Source organism: Desulfoplanes sp., from assembly GCF_054921335.1.
In genome coordinates this window covers 1-16,933 of record NZ_JBUDSQ010000061.1, presented here as the reverse complement: position 1 = coordinate 16,933, position 16,933 = coordinate 1, and the positions used below count along the sequence as shown (strand labels likewise).

At 57.4% G+C, this 16,933-nt stretch carries 13 protein-coding genes; all 13 read right to left on the bottom strand.

Features of this window, described 5'->3' with window-relative positions; all coding sequences use genetic code 11:
• Window positions 1–167: 167 nt before the first annotated feature.
• A complete protein-coding gene (locus ACY692_RS11525; RefSeq protein ID WP_462325514.1) occupies window positions 168–896 on the bottom strand; it encodes a flagellar hook assembly protein FlgD in 729 nt (242 codons plus the stop codon).
• Between the two features lie 12 nt (window positions 897–908).
• A complete protein-coding gene (locus tag ACY692_RS11520) occupies window positions 909–2,663 on the bottom strand; it encodes a flagellar hook-length control protein FliK (RefSeq protein WP_462325513.1) in 1,755 nt (584 codons plus the stop codon).
• A 62-nt stretch (window positions 2,664–2,725) separates the two neighbouring features.
• Entirely contained in the window at window positions 2,726–4,147 is a 1,422-nt protein-coding gene (locus ACY692_RS11515; RefSeq protein WP_462325512.1) for a glycosyltransferase family 9 protein, read from the bottom strand.
• Window positions 4,148–4,211: 64 nt separating this feature from the next.
• Window positions 4,212–5,921: a CgeB family protein gene (locus ACY692_RS11510; RefSeq protein WP_462325511.1), complete on the bottom strand. Its 1,710-nt coding sequence runs from the start codon at window positions 5,919–5,921 to the stop codon at window positions 4,212–4,214.
• Window positions 5,922–5,975: 54 nt separating this feature from the next.
• Window positions 5,976–6,734, bottom strand: coding sequence for an OmpA/MotB family protein (locus ACY692_RS11505; RefSeq protein ID WP_462325510.1), 759 nt, complete (start codon window positions 6,732–6,734; stop codon window positions 5,976–5,978).
• Window positions 6,731–7,489: a motility protein A gene (locus ACY692_RS11500; RefSeq protein ID WP_462325509.1), complete on the bottom strand. Its 759-nt coding sequence runs from the start codon at window positions 7,487–7,489 to the stop codon at window positions 6,731–6,733. The genes ACY692_RS11505 and ACY692_RS11500 overlap by 4 nt, the downstream gene beginning before the upstream one ends.
• Window positions 7,490–7,752: 263 nt before the next feature.
• Window positions 7,753–8,853: a FapA family protein gene (locus ACY692_RS11495; protein WP_462325508.1), complete on the bottom strand. Its 1,101-nt coding sequence runs from the start codon at window positions 8,851–8,853 to the stop codon at window positions 7,753–7,755.
• Between the two features lie 101 nt (window positions 8,854–8,954).
• Entirely contained in the window at window positions 8,955–9,440 is a 486-nt protein-coding gene (gene dtd, locus ACY692_RS11490; RefSeq protein WP_462325507.1) for a D-aminoacyl-tRNA deacylase, read from the bottom strand.
• Window positions 9,437–9,865 (bottom strand): 6-carboxytetrahydropterin synthase QueD, encoded by a 429-nt coding sequence (gene queD / locus ACY692_RS11485; protein ID WP_462325506.1) that lies wholly within the window; start codon window positions 9,863–9,865, stop codon window positions 9,437–9,439. The genes dtd and queD overlap by 4 nt, the downstream gene beginning before the upstream one ends.
• A gap of 47 nt (window positions 9,866–9,912) precedes the next feature.
• Window positions 9,913–13,401, bottom strand: coding sequence for a DNA polymerase III subunit alpha (gene dnaE / locus ACY692_RS11480; RefSeq protein WP_462325505.1), 3,489 nt, complete (start codon window positions 13,399–13,401; stop codon window positions 9,913–9,915).
• 426 nt (window positions 13,402–13,827) lie between these two features.
• Entirely contained in the window at window positions 13,828–14,829 is a 1,002-nt protein-coding gene (gene gap / locus ACY692_RS11475) for a type I glyceraldehyde-3-phosphate dehydrogenase (RefSeq protein ID WP_462325504.1), read from the bottom strand.
• Between the two features lie 221 nt (window positions 14,830–15,050).
• Entirely contained in the window at window positions 15,051–15,980 is a 930-nt protein-coding gene (fba, locus tag ACY692_RS11470; protein WP_462325503.1) for a class II fructose-1,6-bisphosphate aldolase, read from the bottom strand.
• Window positions 15,981–16,019: 39 nt separating this feature from the next.
• A complete protein-coding gene (surE, locus tag ACY692_RS11465; protein WP_462325502.1) occupies window positions 16,020–16,790 on the bottom strand; it encodes a 5'/3'-nucleotidase SurE in 771 nt (256 codons plus the stop codon).
• Window positions 16,791–16,933 lie beyond the last annotated feature (143 nt).

The window sequence follows — 16,933 nt, the reverse complement described above, 5'->3', positions numbered from 1 at the left end:
TTGTTGCCGATGACGGTCATGGATTCTCCGTGGGCCTTGAGGCCGCTGGTTCCCGAGTAAAGAGCTGCTGACAATCCCATAATTTCCTCCTTTTCCCTTGATCACCCATGTCTTGGAAGCACATGGTCGATCCGGGGTCCTCCAGAATTTCTCTTTCGGACCCGATGTTATTCTTCCCCTGATCCATCTGGTGCGTTCTGATCCGATGCTTCCGGGATCATGGCCACTTCGCGGACATCGAGAATATTCACGGACCGGCCATCGGACAGGTTGAGCAGGGTCTGTCCGTCCACAGATTCCACACTGGATACGACCCCGGCCACTTCGGTGCTCGTCAGGACCGGTTCGCCATTGGCCCCTTCGGCCGCAAAAGTGACCGAATAGGTGCCGTCGGGCTGCGCCTGCCCATCATAGTCGATCCCGTCCCAATTGAAACCATAGGTTCCGGCCTGCTTGGCACCGACCTCTTCCGAATCGACCATGTTCCCGGCCGCATCAAAAATATTGATGGTCATACGTACGGCTGCGTTGTCTATGGTATAGTAGAGGGCGGATGTCTGGTCGCCGCTCTTGCTGACCGTACTCCCGGAGGAGACCACTCCCTTGCCGATGTAGTTCACTCCGCTGAGCATATCCTGGGAGCTGTTGTCGACCAGGGTATCTATTCCACCGGAGATATTCGTCATCTGCTCAAGATTGGAGAATTCCGCCAGCTGGGAGATAAACTGGGTGTCTTCCATGGGCTCGAGCGGGTCCTGGTTTTCGAGCTGGGTGACCAGGAGCTGTAAAAAGGCGTCCTTGCCCAGTTCTGATGAATCCCCGGTGACCTGGTTCGCTGCGGCCTGATCCCGCTCATAGGCTCCCAAGATATTTCCTGCTGTCTGTATTCCCGACATGATGACCTCGTGCTATGCAAAAAAATCCACTCCCCTGGGGGAAATATTTACCTCGTGATCTGGTATATGCATTTCACGGGCCATTCCTTCACCCTCTCCCCGGAGAGAACGCCAGCGCAGCTCGCGCATATTGGCCTCGAACCGCTCCTTGGATTGGTTGTGCTCGGAACCTCCGTTCCATTGGTCAGGACGTTCATTGGTTCCCATCTGATTCTGGACCTCCAGCTTGACCACCCGGAGACCCTGCTTTTCGAGATGGTCCCGGAGTTGGGTCATCTGTTCTCCCAGAATGCGCGAGGTGTCCTCATGGTTGGTCTTTAACACCGCATTGACGTCCTTTCCCCTGACCTGGAGTACCACATTCACCGTACCCAGATCGGCCGGGTTGAGCTTGAGGGTCAGCTGCTTCCTTCCTTGGCCGAGATTGCGGAACGCCCCACGCTGGACCTGATCGAGGACATTTCTGGAAACCTCCTTGCGTTGCATGGAGAACTTTTCTCCTGCCGGGTCCGGATCCAGAAAGGTCCGGGAAAACAGTCCATCGGAACGGGCAGGGGTGTCCCCGGACCGGCCGGACGCATCCTTGTGGCCTGACGAACCACGTCCGTCCCCGGACCCGCTCATATCACGGAACCGGCCGGTCTCCCCTGCCGGGGTCCGTCTTTCGCCGTCCCCTTGTTCCCCGTCGCCAAAGAGTCGGGACCCGGCATCAGTTCCCACCCCATTCCGCTCGTTCTCGTGTTGGGCAAAAATCCCCTGCGTGGATCCGGTCCCCTTCCCGTCCGTACCGCGTTGCTCCATGTTTGAGGATTCAACAGTGGTCTTTTTGTTCAATACATCCCGCAATCCGGTCCACTCCTTGTCCAAACCCTGGTCCGGACCAGCAGGGTGCTTCGCCTGGACAGACGGGGTCTTGCCCCCCTCCTTGGCTCCGGTGGGCCGTCCAGCAGCTCGCTTCGTGTCCGGCATCCCCTCCGCGAACGTTTCTCCACGCATTTGGGGGCCGGGCGTATCGGTCCCGCCACCAATAATTTTTCGCAGCATGGAAATATCTTCCGTGGTCAACCCGGCCGCCTTCATCTGCGAAAGGATATTCTTTTCCTGCATACCGGGGGTATCGGCCTGGTCGAGCAGGGTACGGAGTTTGGACAAGAGCTCCTTGTTGCCGGCGAGTTCCTGGACCATTGCAACCGTTACCCGGCCCTCCCGTCCCTCCGGACCGGGGGTCCCTTCCAGCAAGGATCGGCACAACCGGAGCATATCGGTTGCGGCCTGATCCATGGAAATCCCCCGACTCCGCTCGGAAGCCGAAGATGCCGTTTTTTCGGACAGACCCTGTCCAAGCATGGACAGAAGCTGCAACAGGGATTGCCGTGCATCCTCTTCCTTGTCCCCGGTCTTCTTGGAGCTGGATGGTTCGTTGCCGTTCTCCAGGGTCGCCATCTTTTTCCCGCCGGACCGGTCGTGCTCATCGGTCTGGAGGGCCTGCGTATCCGTCACCGTTGCCTGGACGGATGCCGGCTCCTTCGCCTCTGCCTGGGAAAAATCTTCCCGGTTTTCTTCAGATGGGGATGATCCCGTATCCGCTTTTTGCCGGGTCGAATCCGTTGCCCCCCCGCCGGGATTCCCGTTCCCGTCCGGGGCAAGGCTCTCTGAAAAACAGGTATCGAATCCTTTGCCGCTCTTGCTTTCCGTTCCCTGGTTCCAGTCCGGAGGACCGGCAAGGGATTGGTTGCTGGGCTGCATCAAGGGAGAAAATATCTGCATGGGCTACCTCCTTGGAACACCTCTCTTACAAGAGACGTTCCAAGGCAGCCCAAACTAAAGGATCAATGGGAGAAAAACGACGGAGAGAGGAGGGAGAGAATACGGTCGAAAAGCGACAAGACCCTGAGAAAGGATCGGCGGGAAAAATTACCGTTTTCAAGAACCAGTCGACCAAAGCAGAGACATGGCGAAAGGGCGGGGATGGTCAATCGGTCCCCACAAGCATAATCCAGCGTGCCGCGGGGTGGGGACTGCCCCCGCAGGTCCCGGCACAGACCGACCAATGTCTTTTGCATGGTCGCAGCCACCCGGGGGAATGCGGCTAGAAGACCGGCGGCGTCCCGGCAGATCTCTTGCTCCGGCCCCAGACCGAAATACCACTTCCAGAACGAATGCCAGAAGAGATCCAGTAGGGCCCGGCATGACGGGCTGTGTCCGCGGGTATGCAGGGGATCGAGCCAGTAGAATCCATCCCTCCGGGAGGTCCGCAAGAGTTCCATCCCCGGCAGGACCATTTTTTCCAGATTGGCCTCACGGCCCCGCATGATTTCCAGGACGATCCGGACAACCTTTGGGGCCGTAAATCCGTCCGCACACCTCGGCCGATCGAAACGGCACGACCAGCACCCGGCACAGCTCATGGATGTTTTGAGAACATAATGGTCCGTCTGGTACGGACCCGTCTCCCAGGGATTGACCGGGCCCATGGACAGGTTGAGCGTCCGTAGACCGGTCCAGGCGGCCAGGTGCATGGGCCCGGTATCCGGAGTGATCATCAGCTGCAGACTCTGCCCTATCCTGGCCAGTTCCTGGAGGGTCGTTCGACCGCTCAAATCCAGTACGGGAACATCCAGACCCGTGGCAACACTCCGGCCGCACGCCCTTTCCCCGGGTCCGCCGAGGAGAACCGGCCGGATTCCCTTGGTGATCAATCCCTTGGCCAGATCGGCCCAAAACAGGTGACCGGGTTTCTTTTCGGCCTGGCTGGCCCCGAGAAAAATCCCCACCTTGGGGTTGTTCGACGGAAGACGCCGTGGTCGCTGCCACGAGGTGGCCCGCAACAGGTTGGGTGGAATAGCGTCCAACGCGTTGAGGTCCGCCCAATGGAAAGTGTTGTGGCGGTTGTTGTCCACCAGGGAGGCCCGGTAGAGCTGCCAATCCCCGTTGATATACATGTTGCCGTCGGGATCGAGCATCGGCCCGATTTTTTCCTCTGCCCGGACATTCCCCGCAATCCATGCGGACTCCCTGCGATGGCTCAGGTTGATGACCAGGGAAAACGCTCTGGATTCCAGCCAACCACGGTCGGCATGGGAAACATAGGTGACCGTCGGCCCAATGGAGGCCAGGTCCTTGTAGAACCGCGGTTCGGCCACGACCACGATCCCTCGGCCCGGGTAATGGCGCTCGAGCCACAGAAGGAGGGGAAAGGTCAGGATCAGATCCCCCATGCGCTGCATCTGGATGACGAGAATCGGTTTCATGATCGAATATGGGCAAGGGTTCCCCACCAAACAGCCAAGGAGCTTGGATGCCGGGGTATGGGTACTAAGCGTACAGGTCGCGCATGGTCCTGAAAATCTTCTGGATACGGTGCTCGTAGGTATGTTCTGCCAACACCCTTTTGCGGGCCCTGCCGACGATCTCGTCGCGCAGGCTATCATGCTCGAGGTAGAAACGGACCAAATCCTGGATCTCTCCGGGATCGTGGAAGCAGATGACCTCTTTACCGGGGTCGAACAGATCCTCGAGTTGGCGGCGGTGGTCGGTGAGCAAAAAACTCCCGCATGCCGGGACATCAAAGACCCGCTGGTTGACCGCCCCCTTCATCTGCAAACTCGTGCAATTGAAATTGATGGCCGAACAGGGATAGAACAACGGCAATTCATTGTAGTAACTCAGACCGGGATGATAGCGCCAATCCTTCCCCGGCGCACCCAGCAACCGCTGCCAGCCATCGTCACCAACTATCAACGGGGTGGAAGAAAGGATCTCCCGGACACAGGACAAACGGTACTCAAGAGTCGCCTGCCAGGTGACCAGGGTCTCATAGGCCAACCTGTCTTCCATGCGTTCCATGCGGGCAAAGTCCCTGGCCAATTCCGGGTGGGCCGTTGCAAGGTACGACTCCACACAGGACTCCCCTGCGGGGCCAAATCCCCGGGCCACAGTTTTGAACATCCCCTTGAGGCCTGGGGGGAAGTCGAAAAGCCGGAGTTTGTCCTCCACCTTGTGGACCATGGAATTGCCCACAAAGGAGATATCCGCTCCCCAGCCCTGATGACCGGCCGAACAGGGACGGGGTAAAAACTTGTGCACATCCGTTGCCAAGGGGAGATAATGGACATTCCGGAATCCCCTGCGTTCCAGGGTGGGAAGATTGTCCGCATCCCAGGTGAATATGGTCGTCAACGGCGAGGACAGGTCTTGGTAGCGGTAGAGGATGAGATGTGGATTATCCACGAACCAGGAAGCCAGAGGAATGTCCATCTTCTCCAAAAGACCGGTCAACACCCCTTCTCGGTCGACCCCGAGATGGTTGATGGTCAGGATAAAATCCGGATGGAACGAGACCACCGCCTGCAAAATTTCCTCGACAAATTCCTGGCAGCCGATCTCTTCATCGGGCAAGACGATCAGTTTATAGGGAACCCCCATACGGTCGCATGCACTCTTGAACTCACCAATGAGAAAATATCCGCTGGTCAAAAGCAGCACACGGGGGTGGGCGGAAGTGAACCTGGGATACCTGGTTCTGGCCCAAAAATTGTCCCTACGGCTCGCCCCGAGGCTTCGGACGATCGTTCCATAGTAATCGGGATCGATCCGTTTGTACGCCGGATGGACCAGGGGCACCATGGGGGGGTGTCCGTCCTGACCCATCTGCCAACGCGTCAGGTCCCCCAAGGCTCCGTCCACATCCGGAGAATCGACCCACAAAACACGTTCCAGCCCCAGAACATCCGTCCTGACCCCGGTCGTCTCCCAGAGGGGTTGTTCCTTGTCCACAACGGCCACGGGACCGTCCCAGATCCCAAGCAGGGCTTTCAGTCCATGGCCTATCCCGCTCCCGACAAGGACCGGTAGGACGTCCCCAGAGAGGTCCGTCCCCGCGACCAACCGTTCCTCCAACCGTTTTCCATGGCGTCCAACGAGGTGGCGTTTTTTGCCGTGACCGTCCTCAAGAACGGTATCAATGAGTTCCTTGCCCTGAAAAATGGGTTGGACCGTATAGCTCGCTGGAGATTTCTCGCTCATGACCATGTTTTGGTGCACCCAGGACACCGTGCCTTTTACCCAGTGTCCCTGCGCTCAGTTTTTTATGTCCGGATGTCTGAAATAGAATTCCACCCTGCGGTTATGCCGCCTGTTCGCTTCCGAGGTATTGGGGAGCAGGGGGCGGGTATCCGCATACCCCACCGCCTTGACCCGGAAAGGCGATACGTCGCTCTTGTCCAGCAGATAGCGCACTGCAGAGGCGGCACGGGCCGAGGAAAGCTCCCAGTTGGAGGGATAGTTGTCCGAAGGATCGATGGTGTCGTCGGTATGCCCCCGAACGATAAGATCGAAGTTGTAGTCCTTGAGGATCTTGATCACCCTGGCCAGAACGGGAACGGCCTCCTTGGTCAGCACCGCAGACCCCGGTTCGAACATGACCCCGCTGCCGATACGCATGAGCAGTCCCGAATCGTCCGGCTTGAGGTCCACGTTTTTCTTGAGCGTCTCATCCTTTTGCAGTGCGGACTGCACGGCCATATTCAGCCCCATGACCTCCTGACTCTGCTTGTTCACGCTCATGTCCCTGCGCTCGAACTTGGAAGGGGAGAACGCGATGTACGTGTCCTGCTTGCGTTTGACCTGGACCCCAAAGGCATCCTTGACCGATCCCATCATATCCTGGAATTTCTGGATATCCATATTGGCAAAGGACAGGAGAAGAACGAAAAAAGTCAACAAAAGGGACATGAGGTCGGCAAAAGTAGCCATCCATGCCGGCGCTCCGGCCTCGCATTCCGTCTCCTGGTCCTGCTTTTTGGGCATAGGGATGGGCTTACGATCCACGCCTTTCATGATCCACTTTTCTCCCTGAGCACGGGAGCCAGATAGGCTTCGAGCTTGTCCTGGACGATCCTGGGATTCTCCCCGTTGAGGATGGAAATCACCCCTTCCACGGTGATCTCCATGTACAGGGCGTCCTCTGCCGAGCGCTCCCCGAGCTTGGTCGCGATGGGTAAAAAGACCACATTGGCCAGCACGGCACCATAGAAGGTCGTCAACAGGGCCACGGCCATGGCCGGCCCAATGGACGAAGGGTCATCAAGGTTCTGGAGCATATTCACCAGACCGACCAGGGTCCCGATCATACCAAAGGCCGGGGACATGGCCCCCATTGACTTGAAGATCCCCTGCCCGCGCCGGTGGCGCTGTTTCATAAAATTGATCTCTGTTTCCAGAACAGAACGGACAAGGTACTCTTCGGTGCCGTCGGCGATCAGAAGCATGCCTTTCTTGAGAAATGGATCATCCACCTCGGCCTTTTCAAGGGCCACCAAACTCTCTTTGCGGGCCAGTTCCGCCAATTCGACAATCGAGGAAATGAGGTCAAGGGGTTTGGGGGCCCGGGCAAAAAAGGCCTTCAGCATCACCTTGACCGCCCCGAACACCGTGGCCATGGGATACATGATAAAGACCGAGGCAACGGTTCCGCCGATGACGATGCATATCGAGGGGACGTCCACGAATGCGGTCAGACTCCCCCCCAGAAGCACGGCGGTGACGATAAGCCCGAAACAGACGACAATACCCAGTAATGTTCCTACATCCATGCGAGACACTTATTGTTATCGTTTGGTACCTGTTCAGGTACATTTTCCAAAAATCAGCATGGCGGATTTCTTACCTCCTCCAATTTCCGAAATTTGTTGACCAACGCCCAGATTTGACGTTAAATTTTAATAGGTTATAATATCAACGTTGTGGTCTGGATAATTACATCGTTTACCGGTTACAGCCATTCCCGCCTTCTGGGCGGACCGGCAAGCCCCTCGGACCGTCCGGACAATCCGCAACGGCCTATAATCACAGGTCTTCATCCCTTGAGCGCCGGTGAAAACCGGCACAACTCATTGTCCTTGAAAAAAAACCCCACGTCCTGCAATGGTTCTTCGATCCGCAAATGGGCCGGGCCGATACTTATATCCACCCCCGGGAGGATCGTGCCCGGAACGAGGAGCCGGGAAGCCTCATTAAAGGTCGTCCCAATGACCTCCCAGACTTTTCGCTGACGGGCCTTGAGACTGTCCAATCTCTGCTGCAAACGTTCCTGAGCCGAGGGATCTTGGCCCTCTCCGGTTTTTTCCCCGCGTGTACGGTCCAGCAGGGTGCGGGATCGTTTGATCCTCGTCATGAGCAGATCGGCACCACGCAAGAGCCCGGAATCGAATCCCAGAACGAGATTGGTTCTTCCCCCCATGCCGCAACCGACCCGCTCCCGCACATACACGATCCCCTGGGAATAGACAGTACCTCCCTGGAACCGCCCTTTGATAGCGATCCTTCGGGGAGCAAAGAGGTCACAATGGGTGCAGGCCCCATCGATGAGGATGTCCCTCCCGGCCCTGAGGACGGCGTGTTCGACAAAACGGGCACGGATGGTCCCCTGCGCCCTGATATCCGCATTCTTGCTCCCTTTGATCCCCCCATCCACCTGGAGGGACCCGGTCGCGCGCACTTTGGCCCCGTTGACGTTCCCAAGGACCCGAATATTTCCCGCCCGGACCTCGAAACCGGACCGGATCCTGCCGTGGATGATCATATCGCCCACAAAACGTATATTTCCGGTATGATAATCAACATCACCACGGACGTTGAGCACCTTTTTGACGTTGATCGTTCCGTCGAGGTAGAAGACATACCCGTCGGCACCGGCCAGGAGACGATCAGGGTTTTTGGGATCCACACGGCAGTTGCGTCCTACGGGAAAAATCTTTTCCGCGTACACGAACCTGGGATCAAAGCGGGAGTCGTCGCCGGAAGGGATCTCTTCCCAGGCGGCCAGCACATCTCCCTCGCCGACATTCTGCACATAGCCGAGTTTATGGTGGTCCACCCCCCCCCCGGCGAGCGATTGGGGGGAAAGCCGACTATGGTCGAAATCAGGATTAAAATGGTGGTGGAGAAAATAGGCCATGATCCCCCCGTTCAAAAAAAATTGGTATGCACACACGCGTATATCAGGGATTCCCAAAAGGATGGGGTTTCCATGTCACCCCGGCGGCCATTCCCCAAAGATCACCCCGTTTGGTTTCCTCCGGGAAAAAGGTCCCTGCTGTCCAGGACCAGGGTCACCGGTCCCCAGTTACAGAGTTGTACATCCATCTCCGCACCAAAGACCCCCGTTGCCACTTCCGGACAGAGTCCGGCCAGATCCTCGGCAAACCGGTTGAACAGGGGCTCAGCCAGACCGGGGGGTAGGGCGTGGGAAAAGGACGGCCGCCGCCCCTTTTTGCACTCGGCGTACAGCGTGAATTGAGAAACAAGGAGAACCCCCCCCCCGGCCTCGAGCAGGGAAGAATCGAAGTGTCCCTTGTCACCGGGAAAAATCCGCAGGTTGGCAATTTTGCCCACGATCCCCTTCCAGGCAGGAGAACCGACCAAACCGGGTCCGTCGTCTCCCCCAAAGCCGAGAAGAACGACCATCCCCTTTCCGATAGCCCCGACCTCGCATCCGTCGACACATACTTGGGCCCTGCGCACACGCTGGATAACGGCTCTCACGGTGTTCCCTCCGGTCCGGTATGTTGCAGGCCGTGATCACACCGCTCGTAAAATGCCATGGAGCTGTCCTTTTCCGCGACCATAACCCAGCCCAGCCGGACAGTACAGTCCTGCAGCCGTGCGTCCAATCCCTCGAAAATATACCTGGCCAATTCCTCGGAGGTCGGATTGCTGGTGGCAAAACAGGGGAGTTCGTTCAGGCAGGTGTGGTCAAGGGTCTCCAGAACCGTTTCCAACCTGTTCTTGAGTTCCTTAAAATCCATCAGATAACCGATCTTGGGGTCCAGCCTGGTTCCGGAAACCTCGGCCTCGACAATGAAATTGTGGCCGTGGAGGGTTTCGCACTTGCCCTGATAATGCCTGAGTTGATGGGCGGCGCTGAAATCCGAACGGACACGGAGACGCCACCTTCCGCTATGACTCATTGCAATAACTTCCTTTTTTTATTAAAATTTTCCCACAAAACAAACCATCACCCCGGCAAATCCCCGCTCCGGGAGATCCCCGCCTTCCAGTTTTCGACCTCCTTCCAGAATACGGGTCCCGTGCTGACCTGGAAGGCGGGCCCGAGACGGACCGTGCATAAAAACCCGTTCATCTCCAAAGAGAGGTGGACCGGATTCTCCCCGGGATATCTGTCCAGGACATCCTTGAGCCCCTCGATGAACTCCTGCACCGTTCCCTCGGGATGAACCACATGGATGGAGGCAGCGGCAATGCCCTCCTTGATGGCCCCGGCCAGGGGTTTGAACGATATGGCCCGAAGCTTGAGAACGGTTTCTTCCTCTTCACGGGCCTGGTCCCGGTCATCCTTGATGACCGCCCCTTCGAGCAACAGGGGCTCTTCGCTCCCCAGCTCTTCCCGGAACTGGAGAAAAACCTCCGGGAAAACGATCACCTCGCCCATTCCGGTCAGATCCTCGACCTGACAAAAGGCCATCTTATCCCCTTTCTTGGTCAGGATCTCCTTTCTGGCAGTGACAATCACGGCCACCTTTCCCTCGGTACCCACCGAGGACTCACGCAACCGCTCGAGCGTGGCGTACGCGTGCCGATGGATCTCTTCCCGATACGGAGCCAGGGGGTGGCCCACCAGATAGAAACCAAAGGCCTCCTTTTCCATACGGAATTTTTCTTCGTCCGGGTATTCCGGGAGCCGGGCCTCCTCGATATCCATGCCCAGGCCGGTCAACACACAGGTTGTTTCCGTGACCAACCCCAGAAACGAGAGCTGCCCACCGGTCTTGCTCTTGGAGGAACGCTGGGCCATGGACATGACCCGCTCCATGCCCTCCATGACGGAACATCGTGTGCAGCCAAGGGGATCCATGGCCCCACTCTTGGTCAAACTTTCGATGACCTTTTTGTTCACCTTGCGCATATTCACACGCTGACAAAAATCGAGCAAATTCTCGTAATCCCCTGTGGCCCGGCGTTCGTCCACGATGGACTGCACCGCGGCCCCGCCGACCCCCTTGATCCCGGACAGTCCAAACCGGACCTGCTCCCCTTCGACAGTGAATTCGTTATCGCTCCGGTTGATATCCGGGGGAAGAACAGGAATATGCATCTCCCTGCAGGCATTGACATGGGCCATGACCTTATCCGTGTTGTTCACCTCGGAAGTGATCATGGCGGCCATGAATTCGGCCGGGTAATGGGCCTTCAAATAGGCGGTCTGGTAGGAAATGAGCGCGTAGGCAGCACTGTGCGACTTATTGAATCCGTACCCGGCGAACTTTTCCATGAGATCGAAGACATATTCTGCGGCCTCGTCCGGGATGTCGTTCTCCCGGGTCCCCTGTAAAAATCTCGTCCGCTGCTTGGCCATGACCGCAGGGTCCTTCTTTCCCATGGCCCGGCGCAGGATGTCACCCTCACCGAGTGAATAGTTGGCCAGATCCGAGGCGATCTTCATGACCTGTTCCTGATAGAGGATGACCCCGTAGGTATCCTCCAAAATGGGCTGGAGCACGGGTTCGAGGCTGGGGTAGGGGTATTCCACCTTCTCCTCGCCATGCTTTCTGCGCACGAAGAGTTCGACCATCCCGCTCTCCAGGGGACCGGGCCGGTACAGGGCGAGCAGGGCGATGATGTCCTCGAAGCAGCTTGGGTGCATACTCCGCAAGACATTCTTCATGCCCGAACTCTCGAGCTGGAAGACCCCGTCACTATCGCCGCGGCAGAGCAGTTCAAAGGCCTGGGGATCGTCCAGGGGCAAGGTTTCCACATCCGGAACGGTTTTGCCGTTTTTCTTGATCAAACGGAGCGCATCATTGATCACGGTCAAGGTCTTCAGGCCCAGAAAGTCGAACTTGATCAACCCGGCCACCTCGACCTTTTTCTTGTCGAATTGGGTGATCACCTCTCCCTTCTTGCCCCTGAAGAGCGGCAAATATTCGGTCATGGGCTTTTGGGAGATAACGAGCCCGGCCGCATGGGTCGAGGCATGACGGGCCAGCCCCTCGAGGCGTTTGCAGATGGTAATCAATTTGTCCACACGAGCATCGGAACGCATCAATTTGCCCAATTCGGGCTCCTGCTCCAGGGCCTTTTTCAAGGTCATTCCCAGATCGTCGGGCACGAGTTTGGCAATCTTGTCCACCTCTTTGAGGGGAATATCCAGGACCCGCCCAACGTCACGGACGACCCCCTTGGCCTTCATGGTTCCCATGGCCACGATCTGGGCCACATGATCCTTGCCGTACTTTCTGCTCACATACTGGATAACCTCTTCCCGCCGGTTGTAGCAAAAATCCACATCAATATCCGGCATGGACTCCCGCTCGACATTGAGGAACCGTTCAAAAAAAAGCTTGTACTTGATGGGATCCAGGTCGGTGATCCTGAGCGACCACGCCACGATACTCCCTGCCGCGGAACCGCGCCCTGGCCCCACGGGTATACCCTCGGCCTTGGCCCAGTTGATGAAGTCCTGGACGATGAGAAAATAGGCGGGAAACCCCTTTTCAATGATCACGTCGAGTTCCTGGCCCATACGGTCCTGGTAGACCTGCTCATCCACTGTATAGGGAAGCTGTGCCAGACGCTGCTTGAGTCCTTCCTGGGACAGCTTGACGAACTCCTCATCCAGGGTCCTGCCCTCGGGAATGTCATAGACGGGAAAATAATGCTGGTTCAGAGCCAGATCGAGATTACACGCTTCGGCTATACGCGCAGCATTCTCCAGGGCCTCGGGACATCCCCGGAATTCGTGCTCCATGACTTCGGGAGACTTGTAATAGAACTCGTCCGTATCGAACTTGAGCCGTTTGGGATCGCTGGCCAGCTTACCCGTCCCCACACACAACAAGATATCGTGGGCCTCGGCATCCTCCTTATAGAGATAGTGGCAGTCATTGGTGGCCAAAAGGGGGAGTTTCGTGGTCTCGGCGAGTTCCTTTAGCCGTTCGTTGACCGAATCCTGCTCCTTGAGTCCGTTGACCATGAGTTCGAGATAGAACCGGTCAGGATAGATGGATGCATACTCCCTGGCCGCAGCAAGGGCCTCATCAAACCCCTTATGCCGCAGCGCATAGGGGACCTCTCCCTGGAGGCAGGCCGAGGAGGCAATGATCCCCTCGCTGCACTCCCGCAATTTGGCCTTGTCCACGCGCGGCTTGTAATAGAACCCTTCCAGGAAGCTGTCCGAAACCAGTTTGACCAGATTCTTGTACCCCTGGTTATTCTGGGCCAGAAGCAAAAGGTGGTACCGCGTCCTGGTATCCTTGTCATGCATGTTCCCGGGGGTGACATAGACCTCGCACCCGATGATCGGCTTGATCCCGAATTTCTTGGCCATCTGGTAGAAGGCCAGGGCCCCGAACAGGTTGCCGTGGTCGGAGATGGCGGCCGAGGAAAATCCGAAATCAACGGCCTGGGAACAGAGATCCTTGATCCGGATACCACCGTCGAGCAGGGAATATTCGGTATGGCAATGGAGATGGGTGAAATCTGACATAAGGGGGTGGGGTAGGGGTTGAAAGTTCGGCCAAATACGGAGCGGTATGGAAATATTTTTCTAGAGAACAACGGTCCCGAAGGCAAGCCGCCAAAGATGAAAAAAGGCGGGATCCGCCCGGCAATGAACGGATTCCGCCTTTATTCCAATATGCTGCAGCCTCCCCAGAATTCATCGAGAGGACCGCTTCACGCATTCGTTTTTTGGACACTACCCACTACCATGACCGTGGAACACGGTTATTCCCCAAAAGCCGGCCATACGCCCCTATCCGTCACCCCGGCGCAGGCCGGGCCCCGGCAGGACAAAGACGCGGCCACAACGTCAGGGCAGCGACACATCCATAAACGTCCCGGAACACGTCCGGGACGACCTTTCTCCAGACGTTTGCCCGCCTCCCGTTTCCGGTCGTTATCCTCGTGTCCGTTACATATCCTTGGCCACCATTCTGGTCAGCCGGAGCAGCTGGTTGGAGAATCCGGCTTCGTTGTCGTACCAGAGCAGGAGCTTGAGCATGGTTCCATCCATGACCGCCGTGCACAGGGAATCGACCACACCGCCGTGGATGCTTCCGTTATAGTCGATGGAAACCAGGGGTTCATCACTGTATCCAAGAGGGCCGTTCATGGCCCCCTCTGAGGCCGCCTCCAAGGCCGCATTGACTTCTTCGGCGCTGGTGGCCTTGTCCAGTTCGCAGACGAAATCCACCAGAGAAGAATTGGGGGTTGGCACGCGAACGGCCATGCCGTCCAGTTTTCCGGCCAGGGCGGGAATGACCTGGGTAACGGCCTTGGCCGCCCCCGTGGTCGTGGGGATCATGGACAGGGCTGCGGCCCGGGCCCGGCGGAGATCCTTGTGCGTGCCGTCCAGAATCCGCTGACTCATGGTATAGGAATGGATGGTGGTCATGAGTCCATGCTTGATCCCGAAGGCATCGTGGATGACCTTGGCGGCCGGGGCAAGACAATTGGTGGTGCAGGAGGCGTTGGAGACAACCTTGTGGGACGGGTCGTACTCTTCCTGATTGACCCCCATGACCACGGTCACGTCGGCACCCTTGGCCGGAGCACTGACAACCACTTTCTTGGCACCGGCCGCCAAATGCTTGTCGCAACTCTCACGGTCCTTGAAAATCCCGGTGGTCTCGAGCAGAATGTCCACACCGTATTTTCCCCAATCCCATTCGGCCGGTCCGTTCCGCTCGATGGCCACCTGTTTGCCTCCCAGAAGAAACCCCGATTCATTGGCTTCCACCGCACCGGTAAAAGTCCCGTGTACGGAATCATAGCGCAATAGATGGGCCAGATCATTGTTGCTCCCGCGGTGGGCATTGACCACGACAAGCTCCAGATCCTGTTCCCCAGCCATTAGTCTGGCCATGTACCGACCAATCCGCCCGAATCCATTCAAACCAATCCTGATAGCCATAGCGTTTCTCCTTTTTCTTGAGCGAAATCGTCAAACAGTCCCTTCGCGGGCCAAAACTCTGCCCCGGTAGGGTGTCCGACCCGTCAACAATCCAAACAATAGCCGAATTCCCCTATATTCCGAAAAAAATACACGGACAACCTGCATGCAAAAATCGCGTAAGAACGGACAAGCCTGCCCGGGAAGCAGGACCTGTCCGCTCGAAAAAACCAGCACCCTGCCTAGATCGTGTTCGAAGACCCGAGCACGTTCTTGATCTTGTGGGAGACCATGTCCTTGACCGCCTGCCTTGCAGGGCCGAGGTACTTTCTGGGATCGAAGTTGGCCGGATTGTCCACGAGGGCCTTGCGGATGGCGGCGGTCATGGCCAGACGGATATCCGTATCGATGTTGATCTTGCACACGGCCTTGGATGCGGCCTTGCGCAGGAGGTCCTCGGGAACGCCCTTGGCCCCCTCGACCTGTCCCCCATACTCATTGCATTCCTTGACGAATTCCTGGGGAACCGAGGAAGCCCCGTGCAGAACGATGGGGTATCCGGGCATCCGAGCAGCGATGGTGTCCAGACGTTCGAAATCGAGCTCGGGTTCGGCGTCCATCTTGAATTTGTAGGCCCCGTGGCTGGTGCCGATGGCAATGGCCAGGGAATCGCACCCGGTGCGTTCCACGAACTCCACGGCCTCGTCCGGATCGGTGTAGATGGATTTTTCCGAGTAGACATGCTCCTCCATCCCGGCCAATCGGCCCAGCTCGGCCTCGACCCACACGCCCTTGTCATGGGCATACTCGACCACTTTTGTGGTCTCGGCAATATTCTCCTCAAAGGGCAGGTGGGAACCATCGATCATGACCGAAGAAAAGCCGCCGTCAATGACTTCCTTGCAGATCTCGAAGTTGGCCCCGTGGTCCAGATGGAGAACCACTGGCAGATCCTTGTCTTCCACGGCCGCCTCGACCAGTTTGCGGATGTACACCAGCCCGGCGTACTTTTTGGCACCGGCAGAAACCTGGAGAATGAGCGGGGATTTTTTCTCGTCACAGGCCTCCATGATGCCCTGGATAATTTCCATATTGTTGACGTTGAAGGCACCTACGGCAAACCCTTCCCCGTAAGCACGGTCGAACATTTCCTTGGGTGATGTCAGGGGCATGTATTCCTCCTTGGTGATCGTATTTTTGTTGGCCGGCGGTTACTTACCGCCCTTGTCGTTGGTCATCATGTTTTCGAGTGTTCCCAGAAACTTCCGGTTGGTAAAATCAAAGCTCAGGGGGGTCAACGTGACGAATCCTTTGGTCAAAAGATCCCTGTCCGTGCCCGGCACGACCTCCTCGGGGGGTATCTCTCCAGTGAGCCAATAGTAGGGCCGTCCTCTGGGGTCGTTGCGTGCGTCATATCCGTCCCGATACACGGCCACGGTCTGGGAACAGACCCGGAGCCCGGGAGAATCGGCCAGGGCCGTGGCGGGAAAATTCAGGTTCAGGACGCATTTTTGGGGGACCCGCTCCCATTGATTATCAGCGATGAACTCCCGGACAAACCGGGCCTGGTCCGAGAGATCCTCGGGAAAAAAATCGTCTATGGAAACGGCCAGGGCCGGAAAACCGGCCAGGGCCCCTTCGGTGGCCGCGGAAACAGTGCCCGAATAAAGGACATCCACGCCCACGTTGGCCCCGTTGTTGATGCCCGAAAGGATCAAATCGGGGGACGGATCCAGCAGGGTGGTCAGGGCCAGCTTGACGCAGTCCACCGGGGTCCCGAAGACTCCCAGCCCCGTGAATCCGGGCTCGACGACCTCCTTGACCCGAAGGGGCGAAAAAAAGGTCACCGAATGCCCCACAGCGCTCTGTTCGGTCATGGGGGCGACCACGGAAACCCGGTGACCAGCACGGACCATCTCCGCATACAGGGCCCGCAGACCGATGGCCCGGATCCCGTCATCATTGGTCAATAAAATATGCATATTGAATCCTGATAAAAACTGACACGTTGCAAGGTCTCCGGAGACAAGGCATACCTTGTCTCCACAAAGGCATTCGGACTGCGGCCTTCGGATATCAGACCTCGGTTTCCCGCCTCCGCTCCTTCCTAAAACCTAAAACATAC

Coding starts and splice junctions, on each gene's coding strand:
- ACY692_RS11525 (WP_462325514.1), bottom strand. CDS start 896: ATGTCGGGAATACAGACAGCAGGAAATATCTTGGGAGCCTATGAGCGG.
- ACY692_RS11520 (WP_462325513.1), bottom strand. CDS start 2,663: ATGCAGATATTTTCTCCCTTGATGCAGCCCAGCAACCAATCCCTTGCC.
- ACY692_RS11515 (WP_462325512.1), bottom strand. CDS start 4,147: ATGAAACCGATTCTCGTCATCCAGATGCAGCGCATGGGGGATCTGATC.
- ACY692_RS11510 (WP_462325511.1), bottom strand. CDS start 5,921: ATGAGCGAGAAATCTCCAGCGAGCTATACGGTCCAACCCATTTTTCAG.
- ACY692_RS11505 (WP_462325510.1), bottom strand. CDS start 6,734: ATGAAAGGCGTGGATCGTAAGCCCATCCCTATGCCCAAAAAGCAGGAC.
- ACY692_RS11500 (WP_462325509.1), bottom strand. CDS start 7,489: ATGGATGTAGGAACATTACTGGGTATTGTCGTCTGTTTCGGGCTTATC.
- ACY692_RS11495 (WP_462325508.1), bottom strand. CDS start 8,853: ATGGCCTATTTTCTCCACCACCATTTTAATCCTGATTTCGACCATAGT.
- queD (WP_462325506.1), bottom strand. CDS start 9,865: ATGAGTCATAGCGGAAGGTGGCGTCTCCGTGTCCGTTCGGATTTCAGC.
- dnaE (WP_462325505.1), bottom strand. CDS start 13,401: ATGTCAGATTTCACCCATCTCCATTGCCATACCGAATATTCCCTGCTC.
- gap (WP_462325504.1), bottom strand. CDS start 14,829: ATGGCTATCAGGATTGGTTTGAATGGATTCGGGCGGATTGGTCGGTAC.
- fba (WP_462325503.1), bottom strand. CDS start 15,980: ATGCCCCTGACATCACCCAAGGAAATGTTCGACCGTGCTTACGGGGAA.
- surE (WP_462325502.1), bottom strand. CDS start 16,790: ATGCATATTTTATTGACCAATGATGACGGGATCCGGGCCATCGGTCTG.